Raw genomic sequence first — 19,716 nt, forward strand, 5'->3', positions numbered from 1 at the left:
AAGCATGTGAGGAAGTATGGATTTTTTAGAGTATTTCGCTTATACTAGATAGGAAATAGGAGGGGTAGACTGTGAACGAATTTGAAAAAAACGTACAAAGCACACGAAATGATGCAATTGACTCTGGTATCGGCTTCGTCGTATCATTCGGATTTTTTGCAACGTTGTTTGTCATTGCAACAGTCATTAAATTTATCGCATCTTAATCGCTACATAAAGTGAATCTTCCTATATTAGGACTATTTATGCCAACGCTTTCAAATCATCCTTTATGATTAGGAGATTCTAAATGGTTCATGCTTAAGATGCTCTTCAAATCCTCTTCCATGCTAAAAACAGAGTGGAAGCGAGATTGAAGAATGAAGACAGAAAGCTGAACAGGTTGCCAGCGCCAGCAGCCTTGAGACTGTATGATCAAAATACAGTCTCTTTTTCATTCTTTCTTCTGATACTGTATCCTATGGAATAACGGTAAAAAATGTACCTTGGCCTCCTTTAAATTTATAGGTAATTGCCCCGTGCAAATCTGTGCGCAAAATAAAAGTCTTTTCTTCATTCAGTTTATCTATTACTTCTCCATGTGGATGGCCATACAAGTTATTTCTCCCGGCAGAAATCAAAGCGTACTGAGGCTGAACAGTTTGCAGCAATTCTATAGAAGTGGATGTTTTACTTCCATGGTGGCCCACCTTCAGCACATCTGCGCGAAGGTTCCCATAGTGATCTATTAGCAGCTTTTCACCACTCTCCTCGGCATCTCCCATAAACAGCCAGCGTAAGCCGCCAATCTCAGCATACATCACGATCGATCCATTATTTTCTTCCATGCTCTCCGGAGACTCTCCCGGTAACATAATATGAAAGAAAGATTGCCCGCTTTTCCATCCAATACCTGCTTGTACATTATGGACTTCAATGTCATTATTTATGGAAGCAGCTTCCAGTTTCCTTTCCGCTTCAGATGGTTCTGCTTCGGCCGCCATCAATACTTCCTTCACATCCATCTCGTTCAGAATAGCTTCACTGCCGCCAATATGGTCAACATCGCCATGTGTGATCATAAGCTTATCTAATGTCCGTACTCCTTTACTTTTTAGAAAAGGAACAATCGTATCTCTGCCTATCTCGAAAGGCTTCTTTCTTTCTCTCCACTTTTCTTCTGGAAAACGAAACAAACCACCAGTATCAATTAAATAGTTTCCTTGGCCATAAGGCAGCTGTATGAATATGCTGTCTCCCTGTCCAACATCGATCATGGTCACTTCTCCATACGGTGAAAAAGAATTGACAGCATAATGAATGAAAACAACAGAAGCCGGGAGCAGCAAAATTCTTACAAACGACTTGGATCCAGAACGCTTTTCCCACAATGCAAAAAAAGATATGATCGCCGCTGCATAAAGAATAAGAACAAGATTAGAAGGGATCCCTAACGTTAACACGGCAAAAGGTACCTCTGACAGCCAGTCACTGACCGCATTTACTAATTGTGTAAAGAGATCAAAAATGGTGACAAGAAACTCAGCCTTTTCTCCAGCTCCCAGATGAACAAAATACAACAACATTAATCCAGGCATCATGATCCATGAATAAAGCGGAATGTAAATGATATTCACAAACAGAGAAATCAGGGAAACTTCGTAAAAATAATAAAACATAATGGGAAGAGAAGAGAGTAAGCAAATAAAAGAAGTCTGCAGGGCCAGAACCATTGAATTCTGAGCTTTTTTTGGTAAGTTCTGTGCAGATAATATTAATGAGAGGGTAATGAGAAAAGAGAGCTGCAGGCCTATATCAAATATGGCATATGGAGAGATGAGTACATATCCAATGAAAACAGCTGATATGATATCACTTGTCGGAAGATGGAAATGGAACTTTTTCACCGCTAAAGCAAGCATCAGCATTAGAACCGATCGATTTACTGAAGGAGCGGCTCCTGTCAGCAAAGCATAAATTGGCAAGATGATGAATAAGAAATGAGTCATTCTTTCTCTCGTAATTCCTATTCTTAAGCCAAGATAATAAATTATGCCAGCCAGCATGGCAACATGGAGCCCGGAAATGGCCAATAAATGAACAATCCCCAATCGCTCATAAGAGGTAATTACATCATGATCAATCCCATTCCTGTCACCAAAGATTAGAGCTGCCGCCAGACCTGCAGACTGGTCAGGAAAATGATCATTGAGATAAGATATTCCATTAAAACGAAGCTTTTGAAAAAAGGTAATCGGAGATGAAACTTTAGAGGAACATTGAGTGAGGGAAAAATCTGGTACTACTAAGATCCAGTATATACGATTTCTCTGCAGATATAAACGATAATCAAATCCGTTCGGATTTGTAACTGATGAAGGCTCTTTAAGCTGACCCCTAACCGAGCAATTCAGTCCGGGACGCACCTCATCAGTGAGCACTTCTTTCTCTATCTCAGATGATATTTCGTAGCGCATCATCATCAATTCTCCAGTGCTGGTTTTCACCTCTGCTGAAAGTAAATCACCGTCTACTTTTATTTTGTCTTGAAATGTTATGGTGAATTCTGTTTCATCTCCCCTAAACTGAGTCACTTGATTGCGCTCTGCTATTTCGCTTCTAAAGTACATAAAGACCGAAATAACAACAAGGATTGCGATCAACCCAGCATGCCATTTTTTATAAGACATTAAAAGGATTACAAGCAGGCACAAGCCAATAAAACTAACCATTCTATCGGCAAGTGCGGCTGTAATTCCAAGTAAGGAAGCAAAAGCAAAATAAATGCCGTTTCCTTTCATTTCTCACCTCGAAACCCTGTTTATGAAAAAAGCTTTTCCGCCTCTTCGCGGAGCTTTTGAACTGAAGCTGCTTGTCCCTCTTTGTTTTCAATTAAGGAAAGCATTTCATCAACAAAAGCCCGTTTTTCTGCTTGTTTAAAATCTATTGTCAATTCTTCACTATCAACCTTCATGACCCCGACACCTGCTTTTTGAAAAAGCTCGATTCCATAAGGATGATTTTTATAATCTTCCGCATAATAAACAGTCTTAATGCCAGCCTGAATGATCGCTTTACAGCATTGCAGGCAAGGAAAATGCGTAACATAAATTTCTGCGTCACTTGTTGGCACCCCAAACTTTGCACATTGTAAAATCGCATTCATCTCAGCATGGATCGTGCGGACACAATGATTGTCAATCACATAGCAGCCTTCATCAATACAATGCTCTCCCCCGGCAATGGAGCCATTATAGCCGCCGGCAATAATTCTTTTATCACGCACAATGGTTGCTCCCACGGCCAGCCGTGTACACGTGCTGCGAAGTGCTAATAAATGGCTTTGCGCCATGAAATATTGATCCCATGAAATTCTATTCATTCTTTTGACTCTCCTTTATCTCCCGCATTCTCTTTCTAGTGTAAAGCGGCTTAAAGGACAGGTCAATTGACTTTGATCAGTTCAGCCAGTTTTTCATAGGTTTTGTCACCAATGCCGGATATCTCTTTCAGCTCCTCCTTTTCTGCAAACGGTCCGTTTGTATCACGATAGTCAATAATCGCCTCTGCCTTAGCAGGCCCTATTCCCGGCAGTGTCTGAAGCTCTGCCGAGTCTGCCGTATTAAGATTGACAGTTTCATCATCAGTGGAATTGGCCGACATATTTAATTCAATCCCAGCTGTCTCTTCACCCTCCTTTGGAATATATAAAACCATCTCATCTGTCACCCGCTGTGCAAAATTAATTATCTTTTCATCTGCACCTTTCTCAAGCCCTCCAGCATCAGCAATCAAGTCCACTACCCTGTCTCCATCTTCTGCTTCATAAACACCTGGATTTCGAACAGAACCTTTGACATCCACTAAGATAATAATTTCTTCCTCAAGCGGTTCCTCAATGACTTCTTCAGTCACCGGCAGCGCCTCCTGCTGCCAGGCCGTTTCCTTATTCATCTGTGTTAAATCATCACCTTCTTGGCCAGAAAAACCGATAAAGAAAATCAGCCCGCCTGCCCCAAGGCAAATGAGCATGAAATAAAGCTTTTTTTCCTTTATAAAATGGAGCATAATTTTCACCATCTTTCTTTTAGCATAATTGTTTTATTTTTTCATATGTTTTTAGGAGAAAGTTTTGCATGCATAGGAGGGTTGCAGCATGAAAATTGGTGTGATTGGCACAGGAAATATGGGCAGAATTTTGACGGAAGCATTTATAGATGGAGGAACTGTTTTACCAGAGGATCTAATGATCACGAATCGAACATTAGCAAAAGCATTGCCGCTGCAAGAGGTTTATTCTGGATTAAATGTCGGAGTCGATGCTAAAGCGGTCGCAGAGCACTCCGATTTGATCTTTATTTGCGTAAAACCACATGATGTATATCATGTTATCAGCAGTATACAAAATCAGCTGACACATGATAAGTGTGTTGTATCTATCACAAGTCCGATCAGCATAAAGCAGCTGGAATCAATTGTTCCATGCTCTGCAGCAAGAGCTATTCCGAGCATCACAAACCGCGCATTAGCCGGCGTATCTCTGCTTAGCTACGGTGATCGGTGCAATGAGAAGTGGAAGGTTAACCTGAAAGCTCTATTCGCTTCAATCTCTGCGCCGGTCGAAATTGAAGAAAATATTACGCGTGTGGCATCTGATATTGTCAGCTGCGGACCAGCCTTTTATAGTTATTTAACACAGCGTTTTATTACGGCAGCGGTGAATGAAACGGAGATCGATCAGGAAACAGCTACAAAGCTTGCTGGCGAGATGCTGATTGGTTTGGGTGAGCTTTTGAGAAAAGGGTATTATACGCTGCCGACATTGCAGGAAAAGGTTTGTGTGAAAGGCGGCATTACAGGAGAAGGCATTAAGGTACTGGAAAGTGAGCTAGGAGATGTGTTTGAGCAGGTATTTAAGGCAACACACGCGAAGTTTGCGGATGATTTGGATCTCATGAAAAAGCAGTATACCTTCTAGTATTCGGGATAACGAGACGAAATCCTTTTAAAAAATGAAAAAGCAAGATCATTTTTTCACATGATCTTGCTTTTTCATTATTTCTTAATATGCTTCCTGCAAACAAAAAAGATTCGCTCAGAATCATCCTGCGGCGGGGTGTCAGAGAAGTCTGCTAAAACGTCCAGCACTTCAAAGCCAGCCTTATTCAGCCATGTTTGGTATTGCTCAACAGGATAGGTGCGCTGAAAATGGAGTTCATCATAGCGGTCATATTTGCCTGTTGTGTCATCAAGTGCAAAAAAGGTTAATTCATGCTCCACACTGTGAGGATGTTCGCCTTCAAAGCTTTCCCATATGTAGCTGATTTCTTCTTCATTTAAAGCGAATGTCTGGTTCATAAAGATGTGGTTCATTTTATAAATGGAATGAACATCAGCAATAAACAGACCATCATCTTTTAAGTGTGTGAATACACCCTCAAAGGTTCTCTTCACGTCTTCTTCATTTTGCAAATAGTTGAGAGAATCGCAAAAAATGCCGATGATGTCAAAGAGGCCAAGACCTTCGAGCTCAGCCATATTTTGTTGAAAATACTGGATAGGAAGGCCTCGTTCATCAGACTTTCCTCTTGCAACAGATAGCATATCTTCTGAAAGATCTACTCCTGTTACGTCATATCCGCTGCCTGCAAGGCGGACAGAAAGCTCACCTGTCCCGCAGGCAAGATCCAGCAATTTTCTCCCTGGAACATGGTATTCAGAGGCCTTTTGCTCAATGAGTTCAACCCACTTATCATAGGGGACATCTTTCATCAGCTCATCGTAAAGATAAGCGAACTGCTCATAGCTCATTAGCTTAACTCTCTTTGTACATTTTCAGATGGTGCGTCTCCCCAAAGGCGTTCTAGATTGTAATAATTTCTTTCATCCTTATGAAAGACATGTGCCACAACATCTCCTAAGTCAACGAGGATCCATCTCGCTTCATCAAAGCCTTCCATACGCTTAACTGTATGTCCAAGCTCTTCTGCTTTTTCTTTGATTTCGCGGGCAATTGCCTGTACTTGCTTATCAGAGTTACCATGGCAAATTACAAAATAATCGGCAATTAAGGAAATCCCCTTCATATTTAATGCGATAATATCCTCTGCTCTTTTATCGTCTGCTGCTTTTACAGCTGTATTTAATAATGTTTTTTCAGTCATTTAATCTGTCCTTTCTATTTAACAATAATCCATTATAAGCCTCTAGGGTCTGCGGATATACTGCCTGTCCCTGTTTTATTAAAAATATAATCGTGTTGCTCATCGCCTGTTTTAGTGCTTCATCTAAGTTTTTTTGTGCTGACAACCGGACTTCCTCGACACCAGGGAACTTGCGGCCAGGCTCAATATAATCGGCGACATAGATGATTTTGTCCAAAAGCGTCATATGCTCTCGCCCTGATGTATGATAGCGGATCGCATCCAGTATCTCATCATCTGTAATGCCCGCTTCCTCTTTCACAAGGTAAGCGCCTACAGGAGCATGCCATAATTCTGAGTGGTGCAGAAGCAAATCTGCCGGCATTTGCTGTTTGATGATGATGTTTTTCATTTCTTGTTTCGGCCTGAACTTGGCATAATCATGGAAGATGGCTGCAAGCTCAGCTTTTTTTTCATCAGCTGCATACCTTTTAGCAAGTTCAACCGCTGTTTCCATTACGCCAATGGTATGAATATATCGTTTCTCTGTTAATTGCTCTTTTACTAGACTTAGCGCTTTTTCACGATCCATACAGCTTTTTCTCCTTTATATAATCCCTAATTTCATGAGGAACTAAGAAAGCGATGGATCTGCCCTTTTGCAGACGATCTCGAATCAAACTGGATGAAATCGCCACATCCGGCACATTAGCATATGTAATAGGATAGTCGCTTTCAAGCTCATAAGCAGGACGATTGACACCAATAAATCGCACCATCGTGATCAGCTCATTAATGTTATGCCACTTGGGCAAATATTCTACCATGTCCGCACCGATGATAAAATAAAAGCTGTATTGTTCATATAACTCATTCAGCAGCTTGATGGTGTCATAGGTGTATGAGGGACCTTGCCTGTCCAGTTCAATCGTTTCTACTTTAAAACCAGGCTGCCCAGTAATGCCGAGCTCCAGCATCCTGACCCGATCTGAAGCCGGCACCGAATTTGACCGGACTTTATGCGGAGGCTCCTGGTTTGGCATAAACCAGATTTCATCAAGCTCAAGTTCCTCTTTTACCTCATTCGCAATAATAAAATGGCCAAGATGCGGAGGGTCAAAGGTTCCGCCTAGAATTCCTACCTTTTTCAGAAGTCTTCACTCCCTGTTATGGTAATTGAATTTGCTTATTCTCTCTTGATTCTTTATACAGTACTATTGTGTTTCCGATCACTTGCACTAATTCTGCATGCGCACCTTTTGACAGCTTTGCTGCGACTTCATCGCGATCTTCTTCACAGTTTTGAAGCACGCTGATTTTCATCAATTCTCTTGCTTCAAGCGCTTCACGAATTTGTCCAATCATATTTTCATTGACGCCGCCTTTTCCAACTTGAAAAATCGGGTTCAAATGGTGTGCCTTTGATCTTAAAAATCTTTTTTGTTTACCTGTTAACATTGTTAACCTCCTAGATGTGATAATACAAGCTTTTTCATTCTATTTGTATCGGGTTTGATGCCTGTCCAAAGTTCGAAAGCTAATGCCCCCTGATACACAAACATGGGCAGTCCGTTTTGAATCTCGACTCCCGCCTGTTTGGCTGCAAGTAAAAAGGGAGAGTAGAGTGGATTATAGATAATATCGCTGACAAATGTTTTGGAATCGAGACGCTGTAAAGATAGGGGCAAGCCTTGACTGGCTGCCGACATTCCAACTGGCGTTGTCTGGATGATTAAGCCATACTGTGACAGTTCTTTTTCCGCCATGTCCTTTGAATAAACGTTTGTTTGCACTTCATATGGACACTCATTCTTAATCAGGTCAGCCTTCTCTGCAGTCCGATTGTATAAATCAATCTGCTGCAGGCCAGCAGCAGCGAGTGCAAAATAAATGCCTCTTGCTGCTCCTCCTGCTCCAATAATCAGCGTGCGCTTATTCTTAAATTCAGGCAGCACCGCCTGCAATCCTGCCACATAACCGGTTCCATCCGTATTATAGCCATGCAATTTGCCTTCTATATTGACTACTGTATTAACAGCACCAATGGCTTCTGCAAGCGGGTCTACATAATCGAGAAAAGGAATAATTCTTTCTTTATGCGGAACTGTGACATTGAAACCCGATATGCCTATGGCCTTTAAGCCTGCTACAGCCTCTTGCAGTGACTCTTTTTTTACGAGAAGAGGATGGTAATGGGCATGGATCCCATATACTTCAAAAAGATCATTATGCATGACAGGTGACATGGAATGGGCGATCGGATCACCTAAAACAGCAAATAGCTTTTGCATAAATCTGATTCCCCCTTCCGCGAAAACTAAATCAGTGATTTCCTGGTTATTACATGAACACCTTTAGGAACATAGGCAGTCACTTTAATTCCCGGGTCGTTAATTGTAATCCAGCCTAAACCTGAGAAAACGATATCTGTCTTTCCTTCTTTGATCGAGAACTCCTGCTTCACAAGCGCCGGGAACTCGTCCATTTGCTCCTGTCTCGGAGGTGTCAGCATTTCGCCGGCATGATTTTTATAAAGATCCTCAGCATTCTCTGTTTTGGTTCGATGAATCAGCAATTCGTTTGAGAAATGGCAGACAAACGATTTTTTGCCGCCGCCTGAGACATAATCAAATCTTGCTAATCCGCCAAAATATAATGTCTGCCCTTCATTGAGCTGATAGATTTTTGGCTTAATTTCTTTTTTCGGCGTAATGACTTTCAGATCACGCTTATCGACAAAGTGTGCCATTTGATGATGGTTGATAATACCTGGCGTATCCATCAGAGCTTGTCCGTCAGAAAGCGGGATCTCAATAATATCAAGAGTCGTGCCAGGAAAATGAGATGTTGTAATAATATCTCCTTCACCTGTTACTTCCTTTAGAATACGGTTTATAAATGTCGACTTCCCGACATTTGTACAGCCGACCACATATACATCTTTACCGCCCCGATAGTGATCGATCGCTTCTGCCACTTCTTTCATATTCTGTCCTTTGCCTGCACTCACAAGGAAAACATCCTCTGGCTTTAGTCCAAGTTCCTTGGATTCCTGCTTCATCCAATTGATCAGCTTATTTTGTTTTACTGATTTTGGCAAGAGATCAACCTTGTTTCCAACCAATAGAATTGGGTTTTTGCCCACAAATCGATGCAGTCCAGGCAGCCAGCTGCCATTAAAGTCAAAGATATCGACTATCTTAACGATCAGAGCATCTGTTTGGCCAATTCCATTTAATATTTTCAGAAAATCATCATCTGTTAAGCTTACGTCCTGAATTTCATTGTAATGCTTTAAACGGAAACAGCGCTGACAAATGATTTCCTCTTTTTCCAATGCAGAAGGCGGAGCATAGCCTAAGCCTTCTCTTTCATCAGTTTGAATTTTCACTCCGCATCCAATGCAGACATATTGTTCACTCAATGTTTAATCCTCCCACTGAATCATCCCTTTTTTCCGGAAGAAATTAAGGATGCGTCTTTCCACTTTTCTGTTAAACCTTGTTACAAATCCATCTGTTTGGGCAACAGGCACAACCAGTACGGTATGAAACCCGCTGCGGTTTCCGCCAAGAACATCTGTAAGCAGCTGGTCTCCGATAACAACAGTTTCTTCCTGCTGTAAGTCCATTTCAGCTAATGCACGTCTAAACGCTCGTCCCATTGGTTTGCGAGCTTGATATATAAAAGGTATATTAAGCGGCTCAGAAAATGCCTTTACTCTATTTTCATTATTATTGGATACAATCGTAACTTTAATATTGCTATTCTTCATATCCTCGAACCATTTAATCAGTTTCGGGGTTGCGTTTGGACGATCCCATTCTACAAGCGTGTTATCCAAATCGGTAATAATTCCCTTAACACCTTTTTCAGCCAGCGTATCCGGAGTTATTTCAAAGATACTTTTCACATGCTGATTTGGTAAAAAATGCTTCAACACCATTGTCACACCTCAATTTTCTTATTCTGCATTACTATGTCACATCATCTAGTGATGGTCAATATTTTTCTAAAGCGTTATAGAGCTTAAAATATGTTCTGATATCTGTTTGATAGCATTCACTCTTGCAGAATCCTCTTCATCATTACTCTCTTGGTTTCTTCCATTAATCTAATCCGATATTTAAAGATCCTCATTATATCTTTTGCATAAAAAATGTTTTCCATGAGGAGAACAAATTCCTGTACAAGTACAAATTAAAATAAATACTTTTCGACAAAATTTTCAACTTTGAATTTGTGGATAACTTTATTCACATTATACACTATGATACGGTTATCATTTTCCCATATATAAACAAAATAATCACAGGTTATCCACCACTGATTGTGGATAATCGAACGGTTGTTCCGTGTGTTTAAATTTGGTAAAGTAAGGGTACAACACAATTACCTACAAAATATATGTTTAAAACCAGTTACATAGAACGATTTAAAGCCCACTTTTGGAGGTGAGTCAACTTTGCGCAAACTGTCAGATGACCTGCTCATAGAGTCGTATCATAAAGCAAAAGAACTTCGACTTTCCCCAGACTTTATTCGATTAATTGAAACGGAAATCCACCGGAGATCTCTAACAAACCAGATTAAAGCTTCTTCTTAAAGTCTGCTACTTGTAAATTGGACAAGCCCTTTTTTAAAGGGCTTTTATTTTTTCCTAATAATTAAACTTGCCCGGAACGATGGACTGTATCGCCAATTCTTTTTCCTGCTTGAATGTTGAAAGGTGCTTTAATGCTCTGATCAAGCATAAAGGTATCTTTTTCAAACAAGAGAATAACGGTAGATCCGAATGTAAAGTAAGCCATTTCCTTCCCTTTTTCGAGCATGTCCCCATTATGCGTTGTTTCAATTGAATTGACAAACATCGCTCCGACCTTAATGACCGCAATCTTTCCTTCTTCATGCTGAATTTCAGTGATTGTCCGATAATTTTTCGATAACGTATCCCTGCCATATTTGAGTCCCAATCGATTGACTGGGTATGATTTTCGGCCCAAGGTCCACTGTTCCAGGACTGTTCCTGTAACAGGACTATGAATGCGATGATAATGACTGGGACTTAAATATAAAATCATATACTCCCCGCCAGCATAAACATCCGCTTTCTCCTTGCTTCCGAGCATCTCACTAATTGAATAGGTTTTTCCTTTAACAACAATCTCACGCGTGCTTTCAATCATGCCGATATCTTCAATGACCGCATCCACCGGGCTAACAACTGCTTCTTCTGCAGCATGTGTGATCCGTGCATTTGTTTTCAGCTTACGGATAAAAAAATCATGCAGTGATTGATATTCTTTTAGTTCTTTTTCCATTTCCTGTTCATTAATTTTATAGGTTTTTGAAAATGAAGGAATTACAAATCTGCTAAGCTTTGACTGAGCAAATTTTTGAAGAAGATAGGACGTAATCCTGCCATTAGTCAGTTCAATCAAAAAGCGATAGATAGGTTGTTTCATCTTTTAGCTCCAATCTCATGTCATTGAGTCATCCTGCCAAAATCCAGCTATGTATAAAACAAAGGCTGAAAGCAACACAAACTTTGCTGTTTTTTAAAAGTATAAAATAACAGTCTTTTCAATATTTATTATATAAGGACATTTGTATTCATTTGTTAAAAGGTCTTATGTAATGTGTTCTACTAGGCGCTTGCGCTTTTCTTATTCAAAGGAGTGAAAAGATGCTTTCAATTCAAAGCAGCCACCATTTATTGAAAAAAATTAGGTCTCAACTCGCAAATATATTCACAATAATGAATGTAAGTTGTGGAAGCATTGCTTGTATTTTTATTATCAATGGCCAGCTGTCATTTGCTATTTTGTTCATTATTTTGGCTGCCCTATTAGATTTTCTTGATGGGATGCTGGCAAGGAAACTCCAAATTCAATCCGCTTTCGGAAAACAATTGGATTCCATGAGTGATATTATATCATTTGGCATAGCACCAGCACTATTATTATATCAGGGAATTTTATATGAATTTGGTGTACTTGGTATGCTGGCCGCTATTATATATACATGCTGCGGAGCCATTCGTCTCGCTCGTTATCACTTGAGTGATCAAGATGAGTATTTTATTGGCTTGCCAATTACTGCTAGTGGTCTCTTGTCAGCGCTGAGCATGCTGATGATTCTACATATACCGCCAGTCTTCTATTTATCTTTCACCATAATCTTAGCTTTCATGATGGTCAGTACGATGAAAGTAAAGAAAATCCGCTGAATTTCTTTTACCCATAAGCTTAGAGATATAACATTTCACTTATGATTAAAAGGATTCAAAATAACAACTAAAAAAACCGAATGATTAGGAAGATTCCTAACCATTCGGTTCTATAATGGTGTCAAATACTTATCTCTACCATCTCTTAGCAGATGTTATTTCTTTTCAGTTAGTGCTAAGAATTCTTCTACATCATCTACACATAGCTGAACAGCCTTTTCCCAGAAATCAGGTTTTGTTAAGTCTGTGTTTAAGTGCTTAAGCGCCAGGTCTTCTACTTTCATTGATGCAGAATCCTTTAATAAGTCAATATATTTCTCCTCATATCCAGTGCCTTCTTCAATTGCTTGCGCATAAATGCCAAGAGAGAATAGATAGCCGAATGTGTACGGGAAGTTGTAGAAAGGAACACCTGTGATATAGAAGTGAAGCTTAGATGCCCAAAATGATGGGTGATACTCATCCAATGCATCTGCATAGGCTTCCTTCTGCGCCTCAAGCATTAGTTCATTGATTCTTTCAGTGCTCACCATGCCGCTTTTTCTTTCTTCATAAAAACGTGTTTCAAACAAGAAACGAGCATGAATATTCATTAGCAATGCAACAGAACGCTGAATTTTATCTTCTAAAAGAGAAAGCTTTTCTTCCTCTGACTGTGCATTCTTCACAGCTGCATCGCTGACAATCATCTCAGCAAATGTGGACGCTGTTTCAGCTACATTCATTGCATAAGCGCGGTTGAGTGTATGAACATCTCTCATCGCGTATGAATGGAAACCATGTCCCAGCTCATGGGCGAGTGTTGAGATATTAGAAGGTGTTCCAGAATACGTCATGAAAATACGGGATTGGCCAGTTTCCGGGAAGAATGTACAGAACCCGCCAGGTCTCTTTCCAGCACGGTCTTCTGCTTCGATATAGCTATCTTCGAATGCCGTTCTTGAATAGGAAGTCATTTCCTCTCCAAATTTGCTGAAGTGATCGAGAATAAATTGTGCCCCCTCCTGATAGGAAACCTTCGTTTCTGTCTCGCCAAGCGGAGCATCAAGATCATACCAGCTCAATTTTTCCAGTCCGAGCAATTGTGCCTTTCTTTCAAGGAACTTAACGAAAGGAGCTTTATAGCTTGAAATCACATTCCACATAGAATCAAGTGTAGCCTTTTCCATGCGGTTAATCGCTAATGGCTCTTTTAATGGATCCTCCCAGCCGCGTTTTTCATAGACCGTTAAGCGGAATCCAGCCAAGTGGTTTAATGTTTTGGACAAGTAATCTGACTTTTCTCCCCATGCCTCTTCCCAGCTCTTGAATACAGCTTTTCTCACTTCACGATCCGGGCTAGAAAATTTATTGGACGCCTGCCCAACAGACAGAAGTTTCTCCTCGCCGTTTTCTGTGAATGGAACCTTGACTGTACGAACAATTACATCATACATTTGACTCCAGCCATGATAACCATCAACACCAAGAGCATTGATTAAGGATTCTTCCTTCTCAGATAACTTCTCCGCTGCTTTTTCACGGCGTTCTGTCAGAACAAATGACAGTTCAGATAATCCTTCTGTTTGTAAAATGTCTTCCCAGACATTTTGGTCAAAAGATGTCAATTTTTCATCAAAACCAGTTAGCACCGATTGAAATGCTGCACTTAGAACTGTCACTGTAGCACGATGTTTGTTCGCTGCCTTGTCTTCTGTATTCTGCGCTTCTAAACAGCTGACAAACGCTCCCGCCTGTCTAATTTTCTTTGAAGTTGCTTCAAACTTCTCCAAAAGTTGAATCAGCTGACTGCTTTCACTTGCTTCGTTTGAAGGTTCCCAGCTCTGTACAGACTGTTTAAACTGCTCTATTTGTGCTTCCGTTTCGTGAAGATGTGCTGTAAATTCCTCAGACTCACTCCCGCCTTTAAAAAATACATCTAAATCCCAAACCTCTGAATATGTTTTTGTTGTCATTTCATAGCCTCCTAAAATCGTTATGTATCATTTGCCAATGACTCTGCATGAAAAAGTTCCTTTTACTTCGGCAGTTGAAATACTTTCTTTATTATAAATTAATTTTTCGGAAATTTCTATCTTCATGACTTTCTTTTTTAGCGCAAAAATTGAAGTGCGCTATGTTTGCTTCTTAACAGGGTTATCGTTATGCTATCATTGACATAAAGCAAAAATGAAAGTTGGAGTGAAACGATGATTTTGAAACGATTTTTAATGCCCTTATTGCTGCTTTCCGTTTTTTTAGCAGCTTGCACGAATACGGAGGATGAAGCAGAACAGCCATCTGCACCGGAAAAAGAATCTGAACAGCATGCTCAAGAAACAGAGGAGCCTGCGAAAGAAAATGTACCATTTGAGCTTGTTGAAGCAGCAAATATAGAAATCGCCCAGCTGCAGGGAATAGGCTATCCTGGAAATGATGACGCTTTATATGTAGCAACAGATCAAGGCTTGCTTATGTATAAAGGGGAAAAATGGTATGAAACAACTTCAAAAAAGCATGATTATTTTGGCTTTAGTGCGGTGGAAGACGGATTTATTTCCAGCGGCCAGCAAGGGGAAACCATGATGGGAATTGCCAAAAGTACAGATAAAGGTGAAACACTAGAATACATTGCTTTTAAGGGAAAGGGACAGTTTCCTTTTCTGACGGCCGGGTATCAATCCGGTATAATTTATGGAATAAACGGTGATGCATCCACTGAGATGGATCCAGGCCTTTTCCGTTCTGCAGGTGAGGATGTTAGATTTGAGCCTGTACCATTAAATGGATTTGGTGCCGATACACTTGGCATGATCGCTGCTCATCCGACTGATGCAAATACCATGGCAATGGCCACAAGAAGCGGAATCTATCTTTCTGAGGATAAGGGAAATAATATGGAGCTTATTACAGAAGAGATTATGGTCACTGCTCTTGCATTTACAGAAGGTCATTTATATTATTCTTCAGTAGAAAATGAAAAAGTTTTATTCCATTCAATCAGCCTGGAGACGCTGGAAAGCGCAAGTATTGAAATTCCTTTCCTCGCTTATGATAACCCGATTACCTATATAACAGGCAGTCAAAAGGATGAGGGCACACTGGCATTTTCAACCTACATGCGGGACCTTTATCAATCAGCAGATTCTGGAGAATCATGGAAAATAATTCTCGAGAAGGGCAGTATTTCGAATTAGAATAGCTTATGAAAAAAGAGTAAAAGCCCCAACATGCTTTTACTCTTTTTTTGCAAATGAACAGAATCCCTACAGAATAATCGCTTCAAACCCAGCAGCCGCTAAATGCTGCACCATCTGCTCTGCGTTTCTTCTATCAGAAAAGGCCCCAGCCTGAACCTTGTATAATCCGTTTTCGGCAAGTACAAACGCTTCAAATCCAGCACTTCTCGCCTGTGCTGCTAAGCTATCAGCATTCCTTCTATCTCTGAATGCCCCAATTTGCACCCTAAAGAGGATTAATTGTTTTTTTTTAAACCAAATGCCCTTGCCAGTCCGTTGACATGTCCTCTGGCAATTCCTTCTATAAAAGCTGGCTGTGCCAATTTTGCTGCATCATTTGCATTGTCAATAAAGCCGTTTTCAGTCAATAAAGCCGGCATTGCTGACTCGCGAAGCATATGGAAGTTCGCCTGCTTCTTACCGCGATCCGCAAAATCAATAGCCTTTATCACTTCTTCATGAATGATATTTTGGTAAGTTGCAGTCGGTGCACCAACATTCGGGTAAATAAAATCCTCAAAGCCTGTCCCGCCGCCTGCATTTATATGAATGGATAACAGAAAATCTGCTCCCCATGCATTGGCCGCATTTGTCCGGCTGCTTAATGAAACAGCTGTATCTCCCGTTCTGCTCATGTTAAGTTCAACATTTTCATACTCACTTCCAAGAATATCCCGAATACGAGTGGCAATCTTTAATGTTAAATTCTTCTCCTGCAATCCATTTCCAACAGCTCCCGGATCACTGCCCCCATGACCAGGATCTATAAAAATTTTTACCATTTCCATCACCTCCATCTATCCTATTCTTTTACTCTCTTAACTGCTTGTACACTTGTGGAGAGAACAGGAAAAAATCAAGAAACTGGTAATGGTATTTAGGTTGGGATGATAAATGGAAAACCAGAAATGGTGAGCTGGAATCACTAGTTGATAGACTAGATGTAATATACCCTTAAATAGAGGAAAGATTGCTGCAATTCAGTAAAAAACAGTTCAAACCTAATACAATAAATGTAATAATATAGAAAAAAACGTTTTATGGAGGATCATTTGAGAGAGTTACTTGAAAAGAGTTTCCTTGGAGCAGCGATTGTATTTGGCATTAACCATGTCTTAGGTCATTTGTTTTTGTTTATCCCCTTTTTATCTCAAGGTGAAATGTATATGGAAGGCACTTTTTTTGGCATGCTCTATAATCTTCAGCTGTACTTTTATTTCATTTTCACAAATGGTGTTTTGTTCTTTACCATAAAACACTATTATCCAAAATGGCATATGAGCTGGAATGTTATTCTCGTCTTTATCGCATTTAACTTTTTCCTGCAGCGTAATCCATTAGGCAATGAGGGCGAAATAGTCTATTATGTTCGTTATCTATTTGCACTGAGCGGCCTTTTCATGGTTAACACCATTAGTGACAGGTTTTCATGGGTTTGGAAATCTATGATTATTGCTTCTCCTCTTTTATTTTCTGTTTTCATTTTGGTGATTTTGAGTTTCTCAGGATAATCATTAAAAAGGCTGGACTTTTAACCGTCACAGCCTCAAAATTTGAAAAGGTAATAAAGATCTATGAAAATAACCTATTAGCATTTGATTTTCACTGCATCATTCCAACTTAAATGGAGCACCCAGACCGCCTATGGTTGCTCTGTATTCTCCAGGAGTAAGTTTATAATCCAAATCACTGATTTTTAAGCTTAAAGAAGAAGTCGCATGTGCAGAATGGCCTATAGCTTGCTCTGTAAAAGAATCAGCTTTCATCGGTACCCGATACCATGTGTCTTGCTCCTTCTTTTCTAAGAAAACATGCACACCTGTACTATATTCTTCATCACTTTCGTTTATTATATTTACTTTGATTTCATCCACAGATGTTGGATATACTGGCTCTTCTGTTTCAACCCTCACTCCGTTCTCTGAGTTAGGACGGCTTTGTACAGCCTCTTCCTCCAGTGATCCTTGGCAGCCAGTAATAATAAGCAATAATATAATAGATGCAAATAGAACAATGTTTTTCATATAAGCCGCTCCCTGCCTTTTCGTATTTTTCACCATTATTTTTCTTGATAACGGCTCCAGGCACTAGTCGCAATGCCAGCACATATTTCTCCTATAAATTTAAGAAAGCCTACAATGAGTTCCATGCTGAACAACTCCTTTTCTATAATTTTAATGGAATATATAAAGTTTGTAAATTTATACCATAATAGCCTATATATATTTTTGCACACTTACGAGTAGTCTTTTACTCAAAACAAAAGACAACCCATCTCCAGACTAAAGAAAAAAACTAGATTTACAGCCAAGAGTTCGTTAGTATAATATTAAGAAAATTTTAAAAAAGAAAGGGAGTCTATCATGGCACAAGAATTAAGTCATAAATATTATAAAGAATTAATCAATTTACAGGATGCAACAGGGGTAGAATCACAGTTTCAGAGCTTACTGGAAGTTCCGATTGAATCTGTTTCTGATCTGGAAAAATGGCTGCTGGACGAAAAGACGTTCATACATAAATTAGATGAAGCGATGACAGGTCACTTAGTTGACTTTAACCGCAATACAGAAGATGAAGATATTAAGGCGACATATCTTCATGACCAGCAAGTAATCCTGCCGCTGATCATGAAATATGAAGCAAAACTAAATGAGAAACTGTGTGATTCTCCTTATTTTCATGAACTAAATGAAGAACGTTATGGGTTAATGAGACGTGCTCGCGAATCCAAAGTGAAATTGTTCAGGGAAGAGAATATTCCCTTGATGGTAAAGGAGCAAGAGCTCAACACAAGGTATAGCGAAATTATGGGAGGTTTAACCGTTGAATGGGAGGGTGAGGAAAAGCCATTTCCATTTATTCAATCACAGCTTGATCATCTCGATAGAGCCGTAAGAGAAAAAGCTTATCACAAGATGATGGGAGCTTATCGTCAAATCAAGCCGGATATGGATTCCATTATGGATGAACTTGTTCAGCTGCGTCATCAGGTCGCTTTAAATGCAGGCTTTGAGAATTATCGTGATTATATGTTTGTGAGTAAAAATCGTGAGTATAGTGTGCAGGATTGCTATGACTTTCAAGAAAATGTTGAAAAGCACATCATTCCCGCTTGGAATCGCCTGGCAGAGGTGTTCAAGTCCAAGCTTGGTGTCGATACATACCGCCCTTGGGATAACAATGCTAAATTGATGAAAAATGCACCATACACGGATGTGGCTGACCTGATGGATGGCGTTGCTGAGATGTTAGGCAAGACAGATGCCTATTTTGCTGAGCGTTTCAATTATATGAGAGAGAATGGTTTACTCGATCTTGGAGATCGAAAAGGTAAAAGCCCTGGCGGTTTTTGTACTTCATTACCTGTTTCAGGAGAAACCTTTGTTTTTGCGAACTTTAGTCCATCCTTTTTCTCTCTGATTGCCCTAATCCATGAAATGGGTCATGCGGTTAATGGGTACCTCGAGTTTTCTGAGCACGGACCAACTGAAGACTATCAGCTTCGCATGGAAGTGGCTGAATTATATTCACATGGAATGGAATTACTGTTATTGGATAAGCTTGATCGTTTTTATCCGGAAAAAGAAGATTTTAAAAGTGCACAGCGTGAATTGCTGAGAAGGGCATTTACGATGTTATTCGGCCCATTATCAGGGGATCTCTTCCAGCATTGGATGTATACAAATCCAAACCATACTGCAAAAGAGCGTGATGAGAAATACTTCGAAATCTCTAAAAGGTACGGTTTGAACCCTGTAGATACAACTGGCTTTGAAGAAGAGGTTGGGATGAGCTGGGCTGGCACTCTTCATTATTTCCAGGTTCCTTTCTATAATATCGAATACTCCATTTCAATGCTTGGGGCACTGCAATTACTGGAGAATTATCAGAAAGACCCAGCACAAGCAATTGAAGATTATAAAAAAGGTGCTGGTGCAGACTACAACCAATCGATTGCTGCTATTTATGAAGAAACAGGCGTAAACTTTGATTTTACAGAACCAGCTGTTAAAAGAATGGGTGAATTCCTGGAAAAAGTAATTCAGGATATTAATTAAGGCAGTGTTATGTTTATTTAAAGAGAACAATTAAAATTTTTACGAGCAAAAAGCACAACTTGTGAAAGAATCTAGTTGTGCTCTTT

At 39.9% G+C, this 19,716-nt stretch carries 21 protein-coding genes and 1 pseudogene; 7 read left to right on the top strand and 15 right to left on the bottom strand.

The window, feature by feature from the left end:
* Positions 1-71 precede the first annotated feature (71 nt).
* Complete coding sequence (locus F7732_RS07570) at positions 72-206, top strand: YqzM family protein (RefSeq protein WP_066443427.1); 135 nt, start codon at positions 72-74, stop codon at positions 204-206.
* A gap of 252 nt (positions 207-458) precedes the next feature.
* Here F7732_RS07570 and F7732_RS07575 read toward each other — a convergent pair whose 3' ends face one another.
* From F7732_RS07575 to F7732_RS07585, 3 genes are all read right to left on the bottom strand, one after another.
* Complete coding sequence (locus F7732_RS07575; protein WP_151573298.1) at positions 459-2,780, bottom strand: DNA internalization-related competence protein ComEC/Rec2; 2,322 nt, start codon at positions 2,778-2,780, stop codon at positions 459-461.
* 20 nt (positions 2,781-2,800) lie between these two features.
* Positions 2,801-3,361, bottom strand: coding sequence for a ComE operon protein 2 (locus F7732_RS07580; protein ID WP_151573299.1), 561 nt, complete (start codon positions 3,359-3,361; stop codon positions 2,801-2,803).
* 62 nt (positions 3,362-3,423) lie between these two features.
* Positions 3,424-4,047, bottom strand: coding sequence for a helix-hairpin-helix domain-containing protein (locus tag F7732_RS07585; RefSeq protein WP_151573300.1), 624 nt, complete (start codon positions 4,045-4,047; stop codon positions 3,424-3,426).
* 88 nt (positions 4,048-4,135) lie between these two features.
* Here F7732_RS07585 and comER point away from each other — a divergent pair, with 88 nt between their 5' ends.
* Positions 4,136-4,957 carry a late competence protein ComER gene (gene comER, locus F7732_RS07590; protein WP_151573301.1) on the top strand — a complete coding sequence of 274 codons (822 nt, stop codon included), beginning with the start codon at positions 4,136-4,138 and terminating at the stop codon, positions 4,955-4,957.
* A 77-nt stretch (positions 4,958-5,034) separates the two neighbouring features.
* On the opposite strand, the gene F7732_RS07595 is transcribed toward comER, so the two are convergent.
* The 8 genes from F7732_RS07595 to F7732_RS07630 are packed head-to-tail and all read right to left on the bottom strand — an operon-like array spanning position 5,035 to position 10,065.
* A complete protein-coding gene (locus F7732_RS07595; protein WP_151573302.1) occupies positions 5,035-5,790 on the bottom strand; it encodes a class I SAM-dependent DNA methyltransferase in 756 nt (251 codons plus the stop codon).
* Complete coding sequence (rsfS, locus tag F7732_RS07600; RefSeq protein WP_151573303.1) at positions 5,790-6,143, bottom strand: ribosome silencing factor; 354 nt, start codon at positions 6,141-6,143, stop codon at positions 5,790-5,792. Before rsfS ends, F7732_RS07595 begins: the two co-directional genes overlap by 1 nt.
* Entirely contained in the window at positions 6,136-6,714 is a 579-nt protein-coding gene (gene yqeK, locus F7732_RS07605; protein ID WP_151573304.1) for a bis(5'-nucleosyl)-tetraphosphatase (symmetrical) YqeK, read from the bottom strand. Before yqeK ends, rsfS begins: the two co-directional genes overlap by 8 nt.
* Positions 6,704-7,273, bottom strand: coding sequence for a nicotinate-nucleotide adenylyltransferase (locus F7732_RS07610; RefSeq protein ID WP_151573305.1), 570 nt, complete (start codon positions 7,271-7,273; stop codon positions 6,704-6,706). Before F7732_RS07610 ends, yqeK begins: the two co-directional genes overlap by 11 nt.
* Positions 7,274-7,289: 16 nt before the next feature.
* Positions 7,290-7,580, bottom strand: coding sequence for a ribosome assembly RNA-binding protein YhbY (gene yhbY / locus F7732_RS07615; protein ID WP_151573306.1), 291 nt, complete (start codon positions 7,578-7,580; stop codon positions 7,290-7,292).
* 2 nt (positions 7,581-7,582) lie between these two features.
* Positions 7,583-8,413, bottom strand: a complete 831-nt coding sequence (aroE, locus tag F7732_RS07620; RefSeq protein ID WP_151573307.1) for a shikimate dehydrogenase — start codon at positions 8,411-8,413, stop codon at positions 7,583-7,585.
* A gap of 26 nt (positions 8,414-8,439) precedes the next feature.
* On the bottom strand, positions 8,440-9,546 hold the full coding sequence (yqeH, locus tag F7732_RS07625) for a ribosome biogenesis GTPase YqeH (protein ID WP_151573308.1): 1,107 nt from the start codon (positions 9,544-9,546) through the stop codon (positions 8,440-8,442).
* Between the two features lie 3 nt (positions 9,547-9,549).
* A complete protein-coding gene (locus tag F7732_RS07630) occupies positions 9,550-10,065 on the bottom strand; it encodes a YqeG family HAD IIIA-type phosphatase (protein WP_151573309.1) in 516 nt (171 codons plus the stop codon).
* Between the two features lie 522 nt (positions 10,066-10,587).
* Between F7732_RS07630 and sda the strand changes: the two genes are divergently transcribed.
* Positions 10,588-10,728, top strand: coding sequence for a sporulation histidine kinase inhibitor Sda (gene sda, locus F7732_RS07635; RefSeq protein WP_066443394.1), 141 nt, complete (start codon positions 10,588-10,590; stop codon positions 10,726-10,728).
* A 61-nt stretch (positions 10,729-10,789) separates the two neighbouring features.
* Here the strand turns inward: sda and F7732_RS07640 are convergent, their stop codons facing one another.
* Entirely contained in the window at positions 10,790-11,587 is a 798-nt protein-coding gene (locus tag F7732_RS07640) for a phosphatidylserine decarboxylase (protein ID WP_151573310.1), read from the bottom strand.
* 221 nt (positions 11,588-11,808) lie between these two features.
* Here F7732_RS07640 and pssA point away from each other — a divergent pair, with 221 nt between their 5' ends.
* On the top strand, positions 11,809-12,351 hold the full coding sequence (gene pssA, locus F7732_RS07645; protein WP_151573311.1) for a CDP-diacylglycerol--serine O-phosphatidyltransferase: 543 nt from the start codon (positions 11,809-11,811) through the stop codon (positions 12,349-12,351).
* 155 nt (positions 12,352-12,506) lie between these two features.
* On the opposite strand, the gene F7732_RS07650 is transcribed toward pssA, so the two are convergent.
* The gene (locus tag F7732_RS07650) at positions 12,507-14,306 is read right to left on the bottom strand and encodes a M3 family oligoendopeptidase (protein WP_151573312.1); all 1,800 of its coding nucleotides are present in this window, start codon (positions 14,304-14,306) and stop codon (positions 12,507-12,509) included.
* A 234-nt stretch (positions 14,307-14,540) separates the two neighbouring features.
* Between F7732_RS07650 and F7732_RS07655 the strand changes: the two genes are divergently transcribed.
* The gene (locus tag F7732_RS07655) at positions 14,541-15,527 is read left to right on the top strand and encodes a F510_1955 family glycosylhydrolase (protein WP_151573313.1); all 987 of its coding nucleotides are present in this window, start codon (positions 14,541-14,543) and stop codon (positions 15,525-15,527) included.
* A gap of 69 nt (positions 15,528-15,596) precedes the next feature.
* On the opposite strand, the pseudogene F7732_RS07665 reads toward F7732_RS07655, so the two are convergent.
* A pseudogene (locus tag F7732_RS07665) lies at positions 15,597-16,351 on the bottom strand (N-acetylmuramoyl-L-alanine amidase).
* A gap of 270 nt (positions 16,352-16,621) precedes the next feature.
* Between F7732_RS07665 and F7732_RS07670 the strand changes: the two are divergent.
* On the top strand, positions 16,622-17,080 hold the full coding sequence (locus tag F7732_RS07670; RefSeq protein WP_151573316.1) for a hypothetical protein: 459 nt from the start codon (positions 16,622-16,624) through the stop codon (positions 17,078-17,080).
* A gap of 99 nt (positions 17,081-17,179) precedes the next feature.
* Here the strand turns inward: F7732_RS07670 and F7732_RS07675 are convergent, their stop codons facing one another.
* Positions 17,180-17,593 carry an immunoglobulin-like domain-containing protein gene (locus tag F7732_RS07675; RefSeq protein WP_151573317.1) on the bottom strand — a complete coding sequence of 138 codons (414 nt, stop codon included), beginning with the start codon at positions 17,591-17,593 and terminating at the stop codon, positions 17,180-17,182.
* A gap of 339 nt (positions 17,594-17,932) precedes the next feature.
* Between F7732_RS07675 and F7732_RS07680 the strand changes: the two genes are divergently transcribed.
* Complete coding sequence (locus F7732_RS07680; protein ID WP_151573318.1) at positions 17,933-19,630, top strand: M3 family oligoendopeptidase; 1,698 nt, start codon at positions 17,933-17,935, stop codon at positions 19,628-19,630.
* Positions 19,631-19,716 lie beyond the last annotated feature (86 nt).

The organism is Bacillus mesophilum, from assembly GCF_008923265.1.
GTDB classification, from domain to species: Bacteria; Bacillota; Bacilli; order Bacillales; family Cytobacillaceae; genus Cytobacillus; species Cytobacillus mesophilum.

What these genes read in the sequence shown, in the direction of transcription:
- F7732_RS07585 (WP_151573300.1), bottom strand. Translation starts at nt 4,047, where the DNA reads ATGCTCCATTTTATAAAGGAAAAAAAGCTTTATTTCATGCTCATTTGC.
- rsfS (WP_151573303.1), bottom strand. Translation starts at nt 6,143, where the DNA reads ATGACTGAAAAAACATTATTAAATACAGCTGTAAAAGCAGCAGACGAT.
- F7732_RS07680 (WP_151573318.1), top strand. Translation starts at nt 17,933, where the DNA reads ATGGCACAAGAATTAAGTCATAAATATTATAAAGAATTAATCAATTTA.
- F7732_RS07575 (WP_151573298.1), bottom strand. Translation starts at nt 2,780, where the DNA reads ATGAAAGGAAACGGCATTTATTTTGCTTTTGCTTCCTTACTTGGAATT.
- aroE (WP_151573307.1), bottom strand. Translation starts at nt 8,413, where the DNA reads ATGCAAAAGCTATTTGCTGTTTTAGGTGATCCGATCGCCCATTCCATG.
- yqeK (WP_151573304.1), bottom strand. Translation starts at nt 6,714, where the DNA reads ATGGATCGTGAAAAAGCGCTAAGTCTAGTAAAAGAGCAATTAACAGAG.
- comER (WP_151573301.1), top strand. Translation starts at nt 4,136, where the DNA reads ATGAAAATTGGTGTGATTGGCACAGGAAATATGGGCAGAATTTTGACG.
- F7732_RS07580 (WP_151573299.1), bottom strand. Translation starts at nt 3,361, where the DNA reads ATGAATAGAATTTCATGGGATCAATATTTCATGGCGCAAAGCCATTTA.
- pssA (WP_151573311.1), top strand. Translation starts at nt 11,809, where the DNA reads ATGCTTTCAATTCAAAGCAGCCACCATTTATTGAAAAAAATTAGGTCT.
- F7732_RS07595 (WP_151573302.1), bottom strand. Translation starts at nt 5,790, where the DNA reads ATGAGCTATGAGCAGTTCGCTTATCTTTACGATGAGCTGATGAAAGAT.
- yhbY (WP_151573306.1), bottom strand. Translation starts at nt 7,580, where the DNA reads ATGTTAACAGGTAAACAAAAAAGATTTTTAAGATCAAAGGCACACCAT.
- F7732_RS07655 (WP_151573313.1), top strand. Translation starts at nt 14,541, where the DNA reads ATGATTTTGAAACGATTTTTAATGCCCTTATTGCTGCTTTCCGTTTTT.
- F7732_RS07640 (WP_151573310.1), bottom strand. Translation starts at nt 11,587, where the DNA reads ATGAAACAACCTATCTATCGCTTTTTGATTGAACTGACTAATGGCAGG.
- F7732_RS07650 (WP_151573312.1), bottom strand. Translation starts at nt 14,306, where the DNA reads ATGACAACAAAAACATATTCAGAGGTTTGGGATTTAGATGTATTTTTT.
- F7732_RS07675 (WP_151573317.1), bottom strand. Translation starts at nt 17,593, where the DNA reads ATGAAAAACATTGTTCTATTTGCATCTATTATATTATTGCTTATTATT.